Origin of the sequence: Paenibacillus sp. FSL M8-0212 (genome assembly GCF_038004645.1) — a bacterium.
GTDB lineage: Bacteria > Bacillota > Bacilli > Paenibacillales > Paenibacillaceae > Paenibacillus.
The window spans coordinates 5,602,553-5,621,120 of sequence record NZ_JBBORP010000001.1 but is presented as its reverse complement, the minus strand read 5'-3'; the positions used below and the strand labels follow the sequence as shown (position 1 = coordinate 5,621,120).

Below are 18,568 nucleotides of genomic sequence, written 5' to 3'. Positions count from 1 at the left end.
CATTAGGCTTACTCGCTTCAGTTACTTTATCTATCTCATCAAACACTCATGATCCGTTCACTTTTACCTGCCAGCCTTCCGCATCCTGTTGTAACTGCCACAGCCGAGCGTAAATGCCTGAGTGATCTAACAAATGCGCATGAGTTCCTTGCTCTACGAGCTGACCATGGTCCAATACAAGGATCTGATCGGCATTTTGAATGGTCTTTAATCGGTGTGCAATCAAAATAACCGTCTTGTCCGCGACTAGCTCATTAATCGCTTGCTGCACCGCGGCTTCGTTCTCCGGATCAAGTGAAGCGGTGGCTTCGTCGAGCAATACGATTGATGCATTTTTCAACAAAGCACGTGCAATGGAGATCCGTTGCTTCTCCCCACCAGATAACGTCGATCCACCCTCGCCAACGAGCGTATCGTACCCTTGAGGCAGACTGGAGATAAACTCATGACAACAAGCTCTGCGTGCTGCCTCCTCAATCTCGAATTGCGTAGCGTCTTTCTTTCCTACACGAATGTTGTTGCCGATCGTATCCTGGAATAGATACACATCCTGGAAGACCACTGAGATATCCTGTAACAGCTTCTCCGGGTCCATCTGATCAACGGGGCTGCCACCAATGCGAATGCTGCCTTGCTGTACATCCCAGAAGCGCGCAATGAGACGTGTGACTGTACTCTTACCACTACCGGATGGGCCAACCAGCGCAGTAATCGTATGCGGCTCAATCGTAAACGACAAGTCTTTCAACACCGGCTGCTGAGCATCATATCCAAAGGTCACCTGGTCAAATGAAATCGCCTGATTGGGCTGTACATCTCCCTTTCCTGCCATCGGGGCCTCCTGCTGCACATCCATAATGCGTCTAGCACTATACGCAGAATACCGCATCTCCCCATAACTCATCAGTACAACCGTTAGCGGTTCGAATACCTTTGTGCCTACCAGCAAAAATAACAGAAATACCGGTAACGACAACTCACCGCCTGCAAGCAAATAACTGCCCACGAGAATCATCCACGTCATACCTGATCGTGTAAGCAACATCGCGCCCATAATCATCGGTCCCATGATGCCTTCCAAACGAATGGAAGCTGATTTCAATTCGTCAAAAGAACGACGCAGCCGTTCAAAACGTTTGCCCCCCATATTGTGGGCCTTAACCTCACGAATGCCGCTCAGATACTCCTGCAGCCGACTGGCGGCTTCGTTTTTGGCTCGAACATGGTTCTCACTCAGTCGTGCCTGAATCGAATCCGTAAGCCATAGCAGAGCCACACCTAAAGGGACCGCAATAAACATGGCTACGGCCATTCTCCAATCCACCAACAGAAGTCCGCCAAAAGCGAGTACCGGAAGCACAATCGCGCTGATCAGCTGCGACAGATTGTGAGAGATCGTATGCTCGACCTGACCATAATCACTCAAGATCAGGTTCGTCAGATCTCCAGGATCTCGTTTTCCGAAAAATCCTAACGACAGATGGCGAATATGTTCTGCCAGCTTCAATCTTCCTGAGGCCGCGAGGCTGTATGCTGCCCGATAGGTCTTGTCATAGAGTGAGGCGTAAGCCGCATACTCCACCAGAATCAAGACAAACAAGATGCAGCATACAATCCACATTCGGTTGATATCCAATCCTTTGTCCGGATCAGCGAAAGACTTATAGATCGTATTGAATATGTCCACAAGCAGCGCCGCAGGAACAATCTTTGCAATCCCGTCCAGAATCGCTGCAATTACCGAAGGAAGCAGACTACGCGGGTTACCGCCAGATATATTGTATAGATAATTCTTCATCGTCCTGCACCTCCAAGCTTCCAGGAAGCCGCACTGATATGGGCCTGCCACATGTGCTCATATACTCCGCCTAATGCACGCAAGTGATCATGTGTCCCACGCTCGGCAATTGTTCCCTTTCGGATCACGAGTATTTGCTCGGCTGCACGAATCGTTGTTAGACGATGAGCAATAATCAGTACCGTTTTGCCTTGAACCAGTTGGGCCAGACCTTGATGGATCTTGTGTTCATTCTCTGCATCTGCGTAGGCAGTCGCTTCATCCAGGACCAGAATGGGAGCATTTTTAAGCAGTGCCCGTGCAATAGCAATTCGCTGTGCTTCACCGCCGGACAGGTACGTGCCGCCTTCTCCGATTTTGGTGTCATATCCGGCATCCAGTTTCTCAATGAATTCATGACAGCAAGCAGTTTGAGCCGCAGCTATAACGTCCTGTCGTGAAGCTGATGTGTTGCCCATCCGAATATTTTCTTCAATCGTATCGTAGAACAGATGTACATCCTGAAATACAAAGGACACGGTATCCATCAGTTTCTCCGTACCCATCTCCTGAATGGGAATCCCACCAATCGTAATCTCACCTTCCTGTACATCCCAGAAACGAAGCAATAGATTCGCAATGGTTGATTTTCCTCCACCAGAAGGTCCGACAAGTGCGGTCATCTCTCCTGCCTTGGCTACAAAATCAATCTGTTCAAGTACAGGTTTATATGCTTCGCTCTCCTTACGCTCATAAGCAAACGATACCTGACGAAAGGCAACCTCATATGTATCCGGAACTTTAGGCAATTCAGGTTCTTGTACAATCGGCTCGGCAAACACCGATTCAATCCGTTTCTGTCCTTCCACAATCTCTCGCATCCCACTACCCAGATACATTAACTTCAATAACGGAGCAGATAGACTCGGGGTAATGATCAGAAACAGAATAAACGTGATCGCAAACGACTGATTGCCCGCATTTCCACTCGACAGCAGAATACCCACCGGAACGATGAAGGTAAATAACGAGATCATGATCACAAAAAACAGCCCGTAAGATGTTTTACATAAATCTGTTATTCTCAACGAAATATCCCGGTACCGCGTCACCGCCTGTTTGAAGGTCAGAAACGAATCAGCTGTAATGCCAAATACTTTCACCGCCGGCATACCTCTCACGTATTCAACACCCGTCGCATTCATCTCTTCGATGGCAAGTTGAAAATCACGATAAGCCTGACGGCCGCGTTCACTGCGAAAGATACGACTTTGCAGCCAGAACCCGATTCCGATCGGGACCAACAGCGTCAGCGCCATACGATAATCGAGCCAAAATAAGTATCCCAGCAGCATCAGTGGAATGACAATCGCACTGACCAGATCCGGCAACTGATGGGCGATAAATTTCTCAATTTTCTCCACACTGACTTCGATGATCTTCTTCAGCTCACCGGTTGCCGTCCGGGTGTGATACCCCATGGGTACTTTGGCAACATGTTCCGCAAGTCTCACTCTGAGCTGGTACAAAATGTTGAACGCAGCGATGTGTGAGCACATCCCCCCGATATAGAGCGCAATGAGCCCTGCAATCAGGGCTACGAATGCGACGATCCCCCAATAGATCAACAGATCTCTGTCCATCGCAGATGGTTGGCCCGCATGCGTTAGCAGTTCCTCGACGATCTTATACACTCCGACAAAAGGAACAATCTGCAACAGACTCGACATGGTCGAGAAGATACTTGCTGTAATCAGCAGACCTTTGCGCTCCTTCGTTACTTGCATTAGTCCGGACACTTCAGATGTGTTGTTCATCTCACCCCTCCTGATATTAATAATCATTCTCAATATAACGCAGTGTTATATACGCACATTAATATCTCATAGAGCCCTGAATGATCACTACCTCTTCACGGAGCAATAATACCTCATCACGGATTATTGTTGTCTCCCAGCATCTTATAAGCCCTATTGGGCATATGACCTCGTCGCTTAACTTGAGAATGAATGGTGAAGTATTTACATTCTCGCCAAGCAAAAGAAGTGTTGTTGGAGAAATTTTTCGTTTTTTTATTGTATAGACAAATATGACTTCTTTGATCTGTAACTCCCGTAATATTTTCCATTTAGTATGGATAAATATGTGAAGGAGTTACTTACATCATTAAACTGCCCCCTATGTGAATTCAACTGTTAGTATGTTATATTACATTTTAATATGTTATAACATACAAAAGGAGTGATGCAATGCAATCGCCAGTATTAACTATTGGAGAACGGTTAAAAGAAATACGAGCAACTAGAAATCTCACACTTGAAGATGTTTCTAAACTTACTGATGTAAGTAAGCCTATGCTTGGACAGATTGAAAGAGGACAGTCTTCACCAACGATTACAACTCTTTGGAAAATCGCAGTGGGTTTAAAAGTTCCTTTATCTTTATTATTGGAAGAGCTAGAAGATGAGTGCAGTGTGGTTGATACACGGTCCAAAGACGCTATCATTGAAAATGATGGAAAAATGAGAGCATTTCCTGTTTTTCCTTTTGACCCTACCCGTAACGTTGAAATATTTTATATCGAATTTGATCCTGGATGTCACCATCCATCTGAAAAGCACCTTGATGGTGTGGAAGAATATGTTTTTGTGGTACAAGGTATGTTAGAGCTGGTGGTCAACACAAAAAAAATTGTTCTAAAAGAAAATCAAGCACTCCGCTTTCGTGCTAATGTTTTTCATTCCTATAATAATCCCTATCAAGAACCATGTGTCATTTACAACATGATTTTTTACCCAAGAACATAGGCAAGTTTCATCTATGATCTTCAAGAAAATATTTTAAAATGAGGTGTCATGATTATGGCAATTGAAAAAGTAAAAGATATTTTTAAACAATATGGTATGGATTCTGAAATTATCGAATTTGAAGTATCTAGTGCAACCGTGAATTTGGCTGCAACTGCATTAGGTTGTGAGCCAGAGAGAATCGCAAAAACACTTTCTTTTATGGTGAATGGACAAGCGGTTTTAGTAGTTGCTGCCGGGGATGCAAAAGTGGATAACAAAAAATTCAAAGAGTATTTCAAAACAAAAGCAAAAATGCTTTCTCCTGATGAAGCCATGGATATGGTTGGTCATGCCATTGGAGGTGTTTGCCCATTTGCTATTAAAAATGATGTTTCTGTTTATCTAGACATATCTCTAAAACGTTTTGAGACAATCTATCCAGCTTGCGGGAGTAGTAATAGTGCTATTGAACTTACAATAAAACAATTAGAAAAACACTCTAGTTATTCAGAGTGGATTGATGTATGTAAAGGATGGCATGATTGATTTATAGTAGTTCTCTATGGAGTAGTTCTATATGGGGATAGCGCCAACATTTTGACTGTTATATACGCTAAGTATCAGCGGACATTTGCTTAAAGCAGGAAAAATTCGCTGTCTTTGCGCCTTAACGTCCCTAGCGTATATTTTCGTTAAAATGTTGGCTGTACCCTCAATCAACTATGGAAAGCTTTCCAGAACGAACCTTCTGTATTAATGATATCCTTGATCTGGACAAAAGGAATCGTAAACGTTGGAAACCCTGCCGCATAGGGCGCGATGTCATATGGATTGAAGTAGAGATGCAGAGCATCCGCTGTGACAAAAAACGGCTGATCCGCACTAATCCCCGTATAAGTGTCCGGAAACACATACGAGTATTGAGGATCATTTTTGATCTGATCCCCCACAATCTGGCTCAACACTTTTACGTAGTCACTATTCGTTTTAAATAAATCCTTCAGCTCATACAACTGACCATTCGTCAGATTAATGATCGCATAGATCATCGTAGGCATACCATGCGCTGCACCCGCCGGGTAGTTATAACCTGTGAGTTGCAGTTGCAGCAATTGCTGCTGATAAAACGTAATATCAAAATCACCTGTATACGTATAATCTAGCTGCTGATCCGCAGGGATCGGTTTCACCTGGGAGAGTTGCTTCAACTTGGCATTCAGCGCAAGCTGCTCCGCTTGGTTCGTTAATCCCTCCACCTGCGGATAATATACGAGATAGTCCCTGTTTGGTTTGTACTTCTCTTCGCGTACACGGTACGGTGGATGAAGTGGAACGATTGTATTTTGCCGCCAGATGATCTGTCCGGCCCGATTCACATACGATAAGCGCTGGTCTACATAGGCCTTAATCAGATCTGGTGCCACGACCTCCAGCATTCCCGAACCTTCTACATGTGGATACCCAGCGGCAGGTCTTCCACTCAAATCCAGCAGATAGGTCTGTCTGCCATCCGATGCGGAAGCAAGGCCGTTTTTGTAATTGCCCACTTCGCGATATAGGAACTCCGTAAGTCTTCTGCCATTGGTATCTGCAATCGCGTATACAGAGCCAATATACGGCTGCTCCGGATTAATTGCTTGCCCCAGCGCATAACGATGCTCGCCTAGTTCGCGGATGTCATTATACGCGGGTTGAATGATAAACGATCCCTCCGTATTAATAACACCGTAGATCGATTTGTAGTCCTCTGCTGTATTAACAATCGCTTGCCCGCCGCTAAAAGGAAATGCCGATGAAAATTTGGGCTGAATGCGAATATTACCCCGTTCGTCGATGTACCCATATTTGCCCGAGGTTTCTTTTTGAAAAGCAAGCAGTCCATCCCCCAGTGGTCCCACATAGGCATATGGATACGTTGCGAGCCGATGTCCATTGCGATTAATGAGCGCATATTCATTGTCCTTAATCTGCACAACCGCTTTGCCATCTTGAAAATCATTCGCAGAAGCGAACTGTGCAGGTATCACCTCATTGCCCGATGCATCCAGATAACCATACCGACTCACCGATCCATCTGCCTGACCAGGATTAGAATCGTAAAATAATGCTCGACCGTCGTTCATATTCGAGATATACGGGTACGCCCGTTTGGTCAGAACCGTACCTTGTTCATTAATCATCTTAAATCCTTGAGAATCAATGGTTATCGCCCGTTCTTCGGAAAAGGAATTGATGGAATCGTATACAGGTTGCACGACATACTGCCCCTGAAGATTAATAACGCCGGCTCGACCATCCTTCACAACCACAGCCAATCCATTGGGCTGAAACTCTTGCGCGTCATCCAGTACCGGCTCAAGCCGAATGTGGCCTTGTGCATCCATATACCCCCAACGCGTCCCACTCGTGGTTCGAACGGAGATTGGATATAACCATGTCGTTACCCGGGCATGGCTTATAGGGGCAATCGCCTGCTTTATTTTCTTTTCCAGCTCTTGTAGTACCTCTCTGGAAGGATAAGCTTCCGGGAAACTGAGTGCCTTCTGAACGGAAGCGAGTGCTGCCGGATACTGGCCCGCATGGTACTGAGCATCCGCAAGGTAATACCAGTAAAAGATATAATCAGGATATTGCTGGGTTAGTTGCTCGTAATATTGCACCACCTTTGAATAATAGGTTGCATATACGTCCGGTGCAGGAACCCATTTCCCATTCTGCCATCGGATAATCTCCACACGATAGGCTTCACCTGTGTCATGTATCCAGAGTGCAATCTCCACTTTCCCATCTCGACCATGCGGACCAGGCATATCTATAATTTCTGCATAGCTATAGTATAGATCGTCAGGCGCCAGATCTTTGAGCCCTGATTCCGTCCACTCATACACGGCAAGCTTAGACCAAATAGAACCAATCCGCCAACCGATAATGAGATTGTTCCTTGCCGTTGAAGTTACAGGGGCTGCAGTCATTAAAGTCACCCCATACCCCAATCCCTTGATTAGTGCCATCTTGATCCAATGTCCTTGAACAAATTTCAGAATGAGCAAATACAGCTCACCATTCAACTGATAGACTGCAGCAATCTCCGGCATACCGTCACCGGTAAGATCAGCCGCATAGATCGCTGGATGTTGAACAGGTTTATCAATAGTGACGACCGTTGCACCAGCCGGAATATGTTGATTCACAATTTGTGTTAACAGCGGTTCGCTCATGGACATCTCAGTTTCCTCCCTTATGACCGCATTCGCCTAATGGTATGCGTCATAAATCGGGATATGACATCAAAACGAATATAACTGAGAACAATTGAAATTCTCATCCTGTTTCTAAACAAACATCAAATGATGATATTTTTCGATCTGTAATACATCAAACTCCAGAATAGCAAAAAAGATTTGCAGTGACCTTATGGCCTTCTGCAAATCTTCTTATATCCTATAATACATCTTATTTAATACATCATATCGCTCTCATGGGCCTTCGCTTCGATTACTAACCAATATCAAGCCTCTTCTTGCACACTCAATTGTACATATTGGGTGAGACGACAATACTGAAATAACAGCAACTCTTCATTACCTTGTCCAAGAGCCACGCTACGCCCTTCCTTGATGAGGTGATTCAACAACTCATGCAAGAAAGTCATCTGCAACCGCAAGGATTCCGCTGTGAGCTGCTCAAGTACCTCAATATCTCGGATCGTAAACTGAGATAACCCGCGCAGCAACAACTCTTCTGACCAGCCGTTAATTTTCTGCATGAACTGATTATATTCTTCCAAGTCTGCCCATCCTTCCATTACCGATATCCAGTTTCAGACTGAGCACCGTTTGACCCTTCAGGAAACTGATTGGGCTAATCCGTTTTGGTTCCACACGCACAAAGGCATAGAAGTGTTCAAGCGATTGGGAACCATATCCTGACTCCAGTCTTTGGATCATCGCCTGCCAGTCAGATGAATACGGGAGAGTGAGTGCCAGTCTTTCCCCTTCGGTATTCTCAACCGTCAGGACAAGCTCCTGCGTTTGTTTGACAAAGTTATGGTCCACGATTCGAGCAACTTTGATTACAGCCAATCGTTCTTTGGGAGCAGCAAACAAGTCGAATGTTCGCGATTCCTCTTGAAGAACAGACGTTACGTCTTGCATGGTTTTGCCCAGATTCAACGTTTCCACACCCGTTCGTGGCAAAATCGCAAGTTTGGCACCTTCCCCGGAAGAGATCCGGCGTTCTTCATTCACTTTAACGCAATGGAATTGAACTTCTTCACCGACGAACTGGCGAAAGGTCAGACTAGGCAGCCATGGTGTGAATGCACCATAATGCTCTGTATATGAGAACTGCTGATCATCGTAATATACAGCACGTACATCGCTATAGGTGTAGATTTCCTCATCATCGAAACAATAGAAATAATAGGTGATTCCACGGAAACCGGATCGTGTCTCCCACGCATCAGCTCCCAGTCCATACAGGTGAAGTGAAGGAACCGTAAAGTATTTACTTCGAAAACTGCCAATGAGCTGACTCTGCTGAATGACAGACACCTTTTCTTCTTCAAGAACCTGGAGTGCAAGATATAGCTTGCTCACCCGATCCAACATGGATTGCATGGAAAAACGTATATGTCTGTTGAAAAACAACTGTAGTTCTCCTTGAATCCCTCGTAAACTGCGTTCTATGTCAGGCAGGTTACCACTATGAGCAGCGATTGCCAAAGTCTCCAGTTGTGCCATATAGGACTGAGGAAGACGGGCCAGTCCCGTCTTCAACAATCCTGCCAGCATACCCCGACATTCCTGTACTGTCTGAAGAGAGAACTTGGCTTCGTACACCCGTCCACTTAATGCATCCGTATCATCCAGACCTTTAAAGTTCCGATACCGTAACAACGCTTCAAGCTTGGCCATTTTCCCGGCTGTCTGCGGTACCTTACATAGTGCTTTTGCAAGGCTCGCTTCCTCGGTAAAAGACACCTCGATATTCTGTGTGGTCAGATGAACCGTAAGAAGTGAGTCTTCAATGATCTTAATTTCCTCTGGGTATCTCAGTCGGAAAACAACTTCCTCAATCATGGAAGAACTATACGATTTAATTAACACGGTAAGATCAGACTCCGTCATCCAGCGGAAGCGAGACTCGATCTCACGTGATACCGTATGTGGAACTTCGCTTGAATCGTCCACGTTTAATACTAAGTTTGATACTGATTCTTTTACTGATACGTCTTTGGGTACGTCCAACGGATCATTATCCGATATCCCTGAATCCTTATCCAGCGCATGCTTCTCATCTGCATTCATTGAATCCTCTGCCGTATATTCCCGTTGATCATACAGTATGGCGATCAGCACATGCTTGCAGATATGATCGGCCGGGCAGGAGCATTCCCAATGATCCAGCGTGTTTTCAAGCGTACATTGGGTCCCGTCACTGAGCTGACAACTCACAGATGATTCATTCCATGTGTACGTCACACTTACACCATTGTCCAACTCCTTCAAAGACCTTTTGTACAACCCCTTGTTGGCATACCGAATCAAATAATCCTCCGTACACAGCTTCGAAAAAATCCGGAATTTCTCCTTGAATCCACTCACGTCATCAACGCCCCGTTGCTCTCAGAATGTCGTAGATCGTTTCACTGAACACGCGACCTGGAACGTTGCCTATAGCAATGGGTTTGTTGTCACCATAGTAATAATATTGCTTGTTATTCGGTTTGAAGAAATGAAGGGATTCCAGGGTAATGTCATCCAATCCCTCGTAATACGTGATACTCGTACCACTGAATTGCAATTCCGCAACAAGATCTCCGTACTCTTTATAAAATTCATGATACCAGCCGCCGTCCTGAGCCGGTCCTTTGATCCAACCGTATTTCTCCAGTGCTTTTGGGAAAGCCGTTGGTGAAAAGTCAGACTCGGGCAGATGATCGTATTCATTCTTCGTCTTGTCCTCATCTTCTGGCTGGTGGATCTCACGATTCAATTGCTCAAATGGCTGCTTGATCTCGTAATCCTCCAACTGTGTTGTCCAACCTTCAAGCGTCGCCTGATCCAATTCCAGCGGGTGTATAAGTCCCACCTGCGCACCCGAAGGCAGATCAACCTCATCTTCATCCACAGAATTGAAGGTGCCATCCTCCATATAACGGAACGTGCTGATCAGAGCGCCATCCTCATACGTTCCCCAGATCAGACCAACAGCAAATTTCTGCATGATTACATTTTGTACAAACAATGCTTTCCACTCATCGGCAGACCACAGACGTTGCTTGGACAATGACTCTTCCAGACGCTGCGCCTGAATGTTAACCATGGATTTGAGATCTTTTTTCAGCTGTGTGAAACGTGCCTTGGACTGCGCTGCCAATTCGGGATCATCTTTCTGTGCAGGAGCAGGCAGACTCTTCACGGATTTGCCCGTTTCTTCATTGAGTACAACGACTTGCAAGTCTCCATTTACCTTAATCAGGAAGGAACGTTCTCCGTAACTCAGCTGCATGGTTCCTTTTTCATCAAAACCAAGCGTAGTGACTAACCGATCCTCCAGTTGTTCCGAGGTAAGTCCCATATTATCGGCGGCAAGCTGCAACGCTTCTTCAGCAGCACCTTTCACCTGACGGTTCTTCACGCCACGTTTGATCTTGTCAATCGCCATTAGAGCAGATGGATCTTTCAGATAAGCGAGCACTTTTACAGCATCTGCTGCAATCGCGCCGCGGCTGTTTTCTGTCCATTCCTTAATTTGCGGAGCCAGAATATTCACAATCTGAATATCGCCAAAAAGTGCTGAAACATACATCACCCACTTTTCTTTCGCGGGGGCACCTTCTTGAATCCAGACCTGAATCAATTCACTTGCAAAACGAGCGAGCGATGCCTCACTTACGTAATCCCGTAATTCATTCAACCGTTCATTAGGACCGGATGTATGATCCAATGATTGGACCAAAGCATACTGTTTAATCCGGTCATCTAAAGGCTGATTGTCTTCAATACGTATCAGTGAAGGGAGATCTTTCAAGGACAACCAGCTCAGTCTCGACAACTTTTTGGCATCCGCCTGATCAGCGAGTGCAGCATGGGCATACTCTGGACTTAAATCTGCGGTATCCAGCAGAATTTGGATCAAGCTCTTCCACTCATCGGACTTCTCTTTCTTCAAAAGCTCACCATACAGCTCCTTGCTGTTTTCCAGACTGCGGATTGCGGTCAAAGCCATCTCTTTGATCGCCACTTTTTTCTCCGAGAGGTATACGCGCGTATACAAGTCCTGATCAGGAATTCGGTTGAATTCCGCTAACGCTACGCCATTGGCCTTTTTGGAAGAATCCTGCAATCCGGCACGAATCGCTTCGGCCAATATTTTCTTCGATAACTCATCACGCTGTTCAAAGGTTATCTCCAGAATTAAAATGCGCGTATCCGTTGGCAGTTTCTTGTACTGTGTCAGTGCATAGTCCAGATTCTGCTGAATGATTCGGCGGTATTCGTCATGCGGCATGGATTTGTATCTATAGTCGGTCATGCCATTGAGTGAGATCAGGCTGGTTAGCAATTTCTCACGTTGCACCTCAGGATCTTGCCCATAACGTTGAAGCAGCTGCTCTCCACTAAACGCGTATGAATTGTACATGTCCGAGATAATATCCAGTGTCCAATCAGGATGAGTGGTCAGAATTGCGAACCTGCGCATCGCCTCCGAGTCCAAGGGCAGAAAACTAATACTAATGAGGTTGTGAACACGCTTCTTATCCCGATTCAGTTGATTAAACAACCCACGACTATTCGGGTCCTCCCAATATTCCTCCAGGGTGTTTTCCCCACTTAAGTATCTTGCAATCGCAAGTCCTTGACGTCCCCCGTCCAAAGGATGCCGAAGAGCGTTAAATACCGCTTGCTCCAGTGAGCCCTCCGCATTAGGCAATGTCAATCCTTGATCCTCCATGAATTTCTGAATGCAGAGTTTCAGGAATGGCGGTTTTATAATCTCGTATGCTCGAATCGCTTGTTCAGGACGATTCGCGATCGCGGATTGTAACATGTTCCAAGATACCGTGTACGAATTAAGCTCGTCCCGCAACATTTCAACCAACTGATAAGGCTCATCCAGAGGCACAAGTCCAGCAAGCAGATCATTTGGACTTTTTGCTCTAGGGTCCATACTCAGCAAGTAACGGCGAACTTCAAGTGGATAAATCTCATGTAATTGATGTATTGTGTGAAGCAAAACATGCCCAATCTCACTATTTGTATCAAGGAACCGTTGTTTACCTCCACTAATGTTAATCAGGTACAACAAGGCACCACTCACAAGTACCATCGTTTGATGGAATACGGTGTTTGAACATTGCTCTTTTGAAGAGAAAGACGTATTGGGATACAGCTCAGCTATGAGCCGACTGCGCTTTTCTTTGAGGAATTCATCCTTCAATTCTTGGGATGATCCGTTATGCTTTCCTTGAATATTACTTACCACTACAGGTTCAATCAACGTATGTAGCTCGTCCCGCAACTTATCTGGATCATTAGCCATCACATGTTGAAACAATACGGGTAACGATTGAGCAGAAGATTGAACCTCTGCAAGATGAGAAGACGTGTCACTGAGTCTTGAATATAGTTGTAGCAGCATTAACGCATTGATTACATCTCGATAATCCCCCTGGGTGTCAGCCTTTTTGGAATCAAAAAGCCACTGGGCACGCTTTAATTTGCTCTTTAATTCAGCCGAAATTTCGTTCTCGCCCGCAAACTGTTTGATCTTCTCCAACCGGGCCAACAACCCACCCATGCGATCAGCGCTTTTGCTCTTCCCGCTCAATCCGTAGGCTTCTGAATCATTTCCCATACAGACAGTAAAAGCATCCGTTCTCCATGAACTTCTTTTGGAATAATTGGATTCCAGATATATCACAATAGCCCCGGCTCGGTAAAAGATATCTCCATCGTCTTTTTTAGCGAGCTTCATGAGCAGATCAATCGTTTGATACACATAATGACTCGAATTTCCCATCATATCCGGGAACTTGTCTGTCGTTCCCAAGACATAATCAATAATTTCGGAGCTTCGATCTGTTTTTAATGAGTACTCGTTTGAACAGGTTACTGCGAATTTCTCCACCAAAGTTTCAACTGCGCGGTCTGCTGTAAGCATTACACATTCCTCCTTGAATTTAAGTGATGATCTCGCCAATCCAATCCGCGAGTTCGTTAGGCGTAATTGCTGCTACATGTGCCCCCATATTGGTTAATGTCTGTGCGGCATGTTTGTTATAGACTGAATCCCCGTTAAAATCGAGCGCGGTGAGAACCAGCAATTTGCATCCTGCATCGATGATATCTTTACAGGCTTTGTACATCTGCGCGATCGGGTACCCTTCCTCCAGATCACTGACCAGAATAAAGATGGTTTTGCCTGGATTATCGATTAACGTCTCGCCATATCGCAACGCTTTGGTAATATGTGTCCCCCCACCGAGCTGTACATTCATGAGCACGTCTACGGGGTCTTCCAGTCTGTCGCTCAGATCAACAACCTGCGTATCAAATATGAATAATTTCGTGCGCAACGCATTCAAGCGATAGAAGATGCTGGCCATCACCGAACTGTAGATGACTGAATCCAGCATACTGCCACTTTCGTCTACACCAATGATGATGTTCCACTTGTTATGGGGCTGTATATTCCCGTCGAAATACAGACGATCAATCACAAATCTGCGCTTGTTTTTATCGTAATTCTTCAAATTCTTGGTGATGGTTCGCTTGAAATTCAGATTGCGCAAGGATCGTACTGAACTCGAGGTATAGCGACTGCGCTTGCCCATGATACTCGCTCGGGTCTGAGATTCCAGCTTACTGCGCAGCTCTTCAACCACGGTTCGCACGATCTCCTTGGCGCTCTTTAACACCTCACCTTTCATCCGTCCTTTGAACTGCATAATGTTCTTGAGCAGATTCATGTTTGGTTCAAGGGATTCAAGCAGCTTTTTGTCCGTTAACAATTCTGTCAGCCCATAACGATCAAGCGCCTGTTTTTCCAATATTTCTACCGTTGATTTGGGGAATAGTTCCCTGACTTTGTGCAACCATTTTGGTACAGTCAGATTAGACGCACCGCGTCCTCCCTCTTTTCGGTAACCTTGTTCTTCACCGTATTCACGGTTATACAGATACCCCAGAATCTCATCGATTTCCGTATATTGAAATTCACCCGAAGTATATTGCTCTGTATTGCACAGCCCCTCTTCAGCCGATTCACCGAGAATCAGACGCCAGCGATTTAAGGTTTCAGCAGAATGTTGATCCCCTCGTTGGCTTCCATCCGGATTGGAACTTTCACTGATATCTCTGGTTTCGCCCGTTGTCCGATTCGCTTCATTCATATTAGCTTCCATGCGGTAAACTCCTTTCGAAGCGCTTCATCCCACTTCTTGGACTGAATCAGCATCTGTTCATCGACCGCAGGCCTTAGCATCTCCTCTGGTTCAACCTGATGCAGACTCGCCACCCGTTCAGCAATCAAGCCCGTCTCCATTGGTGTAAAGTAGGTGAATGCCAACCGCAATTCCGGTACCATACTGATGAAATCCTCGTATGACAGCTGTTCAATCAGATAATTCAACTCGGATAACAGCTGATCTTCATATAAAAAAGCGTCACGTGCTACAGTGAATACTCCCTGTAAAAAAAGTGCGGTTTGACGGGTCTGATCCGGTGTACCATGGATATACCCGCGAGCACGATCAACAATCTCATCCCTTGGCCTGTCACCGAGCCCTGAGGAAATAGCCACACACACACCCTCCAGCTGAGCCGGAAGCTGGTGATCAGATAGAAGCTCATTCAGATGTATTCGGAATGTCTCATCCTGAAAATACTCCTCCGATGACTCTGCGAGCATGGCTAGCAGCTTCAATCCCTGAATAATGGCTTCATGTTCATCCGGGTTAGCTCTGGAGAGCTGTAACAACTTGTCCACGGCGTTCCTATAGGCTTCGGATACCAGATCAGGGAGATGTTGCTCGTCAGATAATCCCAGCAACCTGCGGTGTTGATGAATTCGGTTCAAGACATGCAGACTATTACATAAGGATATAAAATTTCCGTCCGTTCTCAGCGCTGAGCGGACCTGTTCATAGAGTTTCATCGCTGTGTCCTGAAGCCCCATGAGTAACGCTTGAAGCATGAGTCGGGCAAGTTCACCGCTATGATGATCCGGTATTTCTTGCATCTGTTCCTCCATTTTGCGTGTAGCCGCTCCAGCAAGCGTTCCGCCATAAAGAGAGTTTTCTATCAATCTGGCTTCAATACGGAAAGAGTACATATAAACCCAGGTTTCGCGAACAAGATTCATATCACGCTCTGCGATCCAGTCCGGCCCCGATTGCCGTTTCGCAAATTCCGGAACCAGATAGGTGATGCATTGAATCAATTGACTTATCTGACGATGCTCCGGTTTTGCATATAGATCCAGCACTTTCTTGTGTTGACCTGTTGTACGAATCTGCAGTTTGTACTCTGTACAACGCGCCTTGAAGTCCTCCACGATGGGAATACTGAATGAATTGGGAGCCACGCTTCCAATGACGTCTCCAGTCAATAACTGCTGCAGCTCTTGCAGCGGTTTATCGGTAGCCAGGGTAAGCTCCCCCTTCACAAAGGAAGAGAGTGCTGCATCCATCAACTCATAGACGCCGCCTTCCCTTTTACCCCGAAGCCCGGCAAGACCTTGAATCATGCTGTACGCCTCAATCGCATCACTCGTTGATACATGTTCGTGACCGTTCCGTAATTGGCGCATCAGCCGGGATAACAAGTCCAGAGCCGTTAGATTATACGGTGTACTCTTTTTGCGAAGCAGCTGGTTCCAGATCTGATCGTAATAATTTACATAAGGCATGCCGCTCGCATATCCATTGAGCCGATCCGCTTCAGCAAAGGTATAGACCATCGGGTACATTTGTTGGTGAACCGTGTCTGGATTAACCGCACTTTGTTGAGACGTTCCTGGTTTACCTTGTCCATCCAAACGTCGGTCTGTATGCCGTTTATCCATTTCTGGCTGTTCCAATTCCGATTCATGTTTCTCTGACATCAACAGTCCATACGTATGAAATCCACCGGTAATGACAAGCACACGGTCATGCTCCCGCACCGCTTGATTAATATGTTGTTTCATATGTGCTTCTCTTGCCAGATCACCTGAAGACTGTAATCGTTCCGTGGAATAACACATTCGGGATAAGGTACAATACGTGAATACATCCTGCACGAATTCCTCAGTAGACTTCTCCAGGCCACCGATCTCAAACACCTTTTCCCACAATTCATCAAAACTGCGGCAGTTTGTTTTTTGACACAAACGGTTAATGAAGTCAGAGCCCGCAAGCAAGGTTTCGTCCTGAATGGAGATCTCCTTTTGTTCTGTCTGGCCGGATTTGGATGCACGAGTGGAGAAGTGTTGATAGTCCAAATCAATAAACTTCGCCGGAATGTTCAGGCGTTTTGCTTCTTTCAAAGCTACATATTCAGGTGAATACCGAAGCATCGGATAATAGCAGGCTTCTCTCTCCAATTCACTCTCATAGGTATAGTACAGACTGACAGGAGGTAAGGTTGCCTCATCACTCAGCACCGAAATTAATGGATTACCGCTCTCCGGTCCTTCAATCAAAATGATATCTGGCTTGTACTCCTCAATTAATCGTAACAAGTGATACGAACATGCAGGGCTATGGTGTCGTATTGGATAATAGACCGTAGGATTACTCAGGTTATACACCTGGGATTCGAACAAGGATTGTAACTGAACAACATCAGGGTCCAGAACTGCTGTTAACCGATCCATTTTCTCTCCTCATAATAGTCCTTCCACATTCCCTCTTCCCTGGAACGCTCTTTTACGACCTTGGAGAAATAGGTTTTGAGAATGGACAGATCCTTGTCGTTTTCCTTTGCAATGGTCCCTAACATGTTCTGTACCAACCGATCCAGCGCAATCGCTTTATCTTCGTAATAATAGGAAGTCATCGCACTCTGGACATAGACAGACACTGCTTCTGCCGTACTCATGGATGCTTGAGGGGTGTCCAGCTTGTAGCCTTCCCGTGTCATGCCGGTGCGCAGTTCCATAAATGTTGTAGCCAGCAATTCAACCACATCCGGGTTAATGTCAATATCAATTCCACTATGTAATAACAGGCTTCGTGCCTGGGACTCAATAATTTTGGCTTCCATCTTCACGTTATGAATGGGCTTGATCGTTTCAAAATTGAACCGGCGTTTCAAGGCACCGCTCATTTCGTTTACCCCTTTATCCCGAATATTGGCTGTAGCAATAACGTTAAATCCTGGTTGGGCAAACAGTACACCGCCGTCCAGTTCCGGAATGCTCATGACCTTGTCACTGAGAATACTAATCAGACTATCCTGTGCTTCGGCGGGACAACGTGTAATCTCTTCAAAACGGGTAAGAATGCCTTTCTTCATGCCGTTATATAACGGTGATGGCACAAGCGCAGCTTCCGAAGGGCCTTTATCAAGCAACATGGCGTAATTCCAGGAATACTTGATCATATCTTCTGTCGTGCCTGCTGTACCTTGAATCGTATTCAGACTGGTTCCGGAGATTGCTGCGGTCAGCAGTTCGCTCAGCATGGTCTTGGCTGTCCCGGGTTCTCCCACGAGCATTAATCCTCGATTGCCTGCCAGAGTAACCACTGCACGTTCAATTAACACGTCATTGCCATAGAATTTGCGGGTAATCGTGATCTCTTCTCCATTTAATAATGCAGGCTTATCCCTGCCAATAATAAAATCGCGCACATAGGCGGGAGATAACAGCCAGTTCGGGGGACGTTTGCCCTGGTCTTCCTCTCGCAGCGCACGTAATTCAACCTCGTATAATGTCTCGGCAGGTGGTTTAAGCATCTCCATCGTCAAGGTGTCTCCTCTCACATAAACAGATCGTATGTTCTTATTCCTAT

Annotated in this window: 11 protein-coding genes; 2 read left to right on the top strand and 9 right to left on the bottom strand. The window is 45.7% G+C overall.

Translation table 11 applies throughout. The annotated features are described in order from the left end of the window. Positions 1 to 46 precede the first annotated feature (46 nt). Both MKX68_RS24770 and MKX68_RS24765 read right to left on the bottom strand, forming a co-directional pair. Positions 47 to 1,798 carry an ABC transporter ATP-binding protein gene (locus tag MKX68_RS24770; protein WP_340914404.1) on the bottom strand — a complete coding sequence of 584 codons (1,752 nt, stop codon included), beginning with the start codon at positions 1,796 to 1,798 and terminating at the stop codon, positions 47 to 49. Beyond that, on the bottom strand, positions 1,795 to 3,594 hold the full coding sequence (locus MKX68_RS24765; protein ID WP_340914403.1) for an ABC transporter ATP-binding protein: 1,800 nt from the start codon (positions 3,592 to 3,594) through the stop codon (positions 1,795 to 1,797). Before MKX68_RS24765 ends, MKX68_RS24770 begins: the two co-directional genes overlap by 4 nt. A 432-nt stretch (positions 3,595 to 4,026) precedes the next feature. On the opposite strand from MKX68_RS24765, the gene MKX68_RS24760 reads away from it, so the two are divergent. Continuing rightward, complete coding sequence (locus MKX68_RS24760; protein ID WP_340914402.1) at positions 4,027 to 4,584, top strand: helix-turn-helix domain-containing protein; 558 nt, start codon at positions 4,027 to 4,029, stop codon at positions 4,582 to 4,584. Positions 4,585 to 4,638: 54 nt separating this feature from the next. Next, positions 4,639 to 5,112 carry a YbaK/EbsC family protein gene (locus MKX68_RS24755; protein WP_340914401.1) on the top strand — a complete coding sequence of 158 codons (474 nt, stop codon included), beginning with the start codon at positions 4,639 to 4,641 and terminating at the stop codon, positions 5,110 to 5,112. A 170-nt stretch (positions 5,113 to 5,282) separates the two neighbouring features. Here MKX68_RS24755 and MKX68_RS24750 read toward each other — a convergent pair whose 3' ends face one another. The 7 genes from MKX68_RS24750 to MKX68_RS24720 all read right to left on the bottom strand — a co-directional run bounded on the left by MKX68_RS24750 (position 5,283) and on the right by MKX68_RS24720 (position 18,518). Next, positions 5,283 to 7,790 carry a WG repeat-containing protein gene (locus tag MKX68_RS24750; protein WP_340914400.1) on the bottom strand — a complete coding sequence of 836 codons (2,508 nt, stop codon included), beginning with the start codon at positions 7,788 to 7,790 and terminating at the stop codon, positions 5,283 to 5,285. 284 nt (positions 7,791 to 8,074) lie between these two features. After that, positions 8,075 to 8,332 carry a hypothetical protein gene (locus MKX68_RS24745; RefSeq protein WP_340914399.1) on the bottom strand — a complete coding sequence of 86 codons (258 nt, stop codon included), beginning with the start codon at positions 8,330 to 8,332 and terminating at the stop codon, positions 8,075 to 8,077. Between the two features lie 7 nt (positions 8,333 to 8,339). Further along, on the bottom strand, positions 8,340 to 10,172 hold the full coding sequence (locus MKX68_RS24740) for a hypothetical protein (protein WP_340914397.1): 1,833 nt from the start codon (positions 10,170 to 10,172) through the stop codon (positions 8,340 to 8,342). Positions 10,173 to 10,176: 4 nt separating this feature from the next. Next, a complete protein-coding gene (locus tag MKX68_RS24735; protein ID WP_340914396.1) occupies positions 10,177 to 13,734 on the bottom strand; it encodes a DUF4132 domain-containing protein in 3,558 nt (1,185 codons plus the stop codon). Between the two features lie 19 nt (positions 13,735 to 13,753). After that, positions 13,754 to 14,977 carry a VWA domain-containing protein gene (locus MKX68_RS24730; protein WP_340914395.1) on the bottom strand — a complete coding sequence of 408 codons (1,224 nt, stop codon included), beginning with the start codon at positions 14,975 to 14,977 and terminating at the stop codon, positions 13,754 to 13,756. After that, complete coding sequence (locus MKX68_RS24725; RefSeq protein WP_340914394.1) at positions 14,962 to 17,430, bottom strand: DUF5682 family protein; 2,469 nt, start codon at positions 17,428 to 17,430, stop codon at positions 14,962 to 14,964. Before MKX68_RS24725 ends, MKX68_RS24730 begins: the two co-directional genes overlap by 16 nt. Then, on the bottom strand, positions 17,418 to 18,518 hold the full coding sequence (locus tag MKX68_RS24720) for an ATP-binding protein (RefSeq protein ID WP_074095349.1): 1,101 nt from the start codon (positions 18,516 to 18,518) through the stop codon (positions 17,418 to 17,420). The genes MKX68_RS24725 and MKX68_RS24720 overlap by 13 nt, the downstream gene beginning before the upstream one ends. Between the last annotated feature and the right edge of the window lie 50 nt (positions 18,519 to 18,568).

Coding starts and splice junctions, on each gene's coding strand:
- MKX68_RS24745 (WP_340914399.1), bottom strand. CDS start 8,332: ATGCAGAAAATTAACGGCTGGTCAGAAGAGTTGTTGCTGCGCGGGTTA.
- MKX68_RS24770 (WP_340914404.1), bottom strand. CDS start 1,798: ATGAAGAATTATCTATACAATATATCTGGCGGTAACCCGCGTAGTCTG.
- MKX68_RS24760 (WP_340914402.1), top strand. CDS start 4,027: ATGCAATCGCCAGTATTAACTATTGGAGAACGGTTAAAAGAAATACGA.
- MKX68_RS24765 (WP_340914403.1), bottom strand. CDS start 3,594: ATGAACAACACATCTGAAGTGTCCGGACTAATGCAAGTAACGAAGGAG.
- MKX68_RS24730 (WP_340914395.1), bottom strand. CDS start 14,977: ATGGAAGCTAATATGAATGAAGCGAATCGGACAACGGGCGAAACCAGA.
- MKX68_RS24755 (WP_340914401.1), top strand. CDS start 4,639: ATGGCAATTGAAAAAGTAAAAGATATTTTTAAACAATATGGTATGGAT.
- MKX68_RS24725 (WP_340914394.1), bottom strand. CDS start 17,430: ATGGATCGGTTAACAGCAGTTCTGGACCCTGATGTTGTTCAGTTACAA.
- MKX68_RS24750 (WP_340914400.1), bottom strand. CDS start 7,790: ATGTCCATGAGCGAACCGCTGTTAACACAAATTGTGAATCAACATATT.
- MKX68_RS24720 (WP_074095349.1), bottom strand. CDS start 18,518: ATGGAGATGCTTAAACCACCTGCCGAGACATTATACGAGGTTGAATTA.
- MKX68_RS24735 (WP_340914396.1), bottom strand. CDS start 13,734: ATGCTTACAGCAGACCGCGCAGTTGAAACTTTGGTGGAGAAATTCGCA.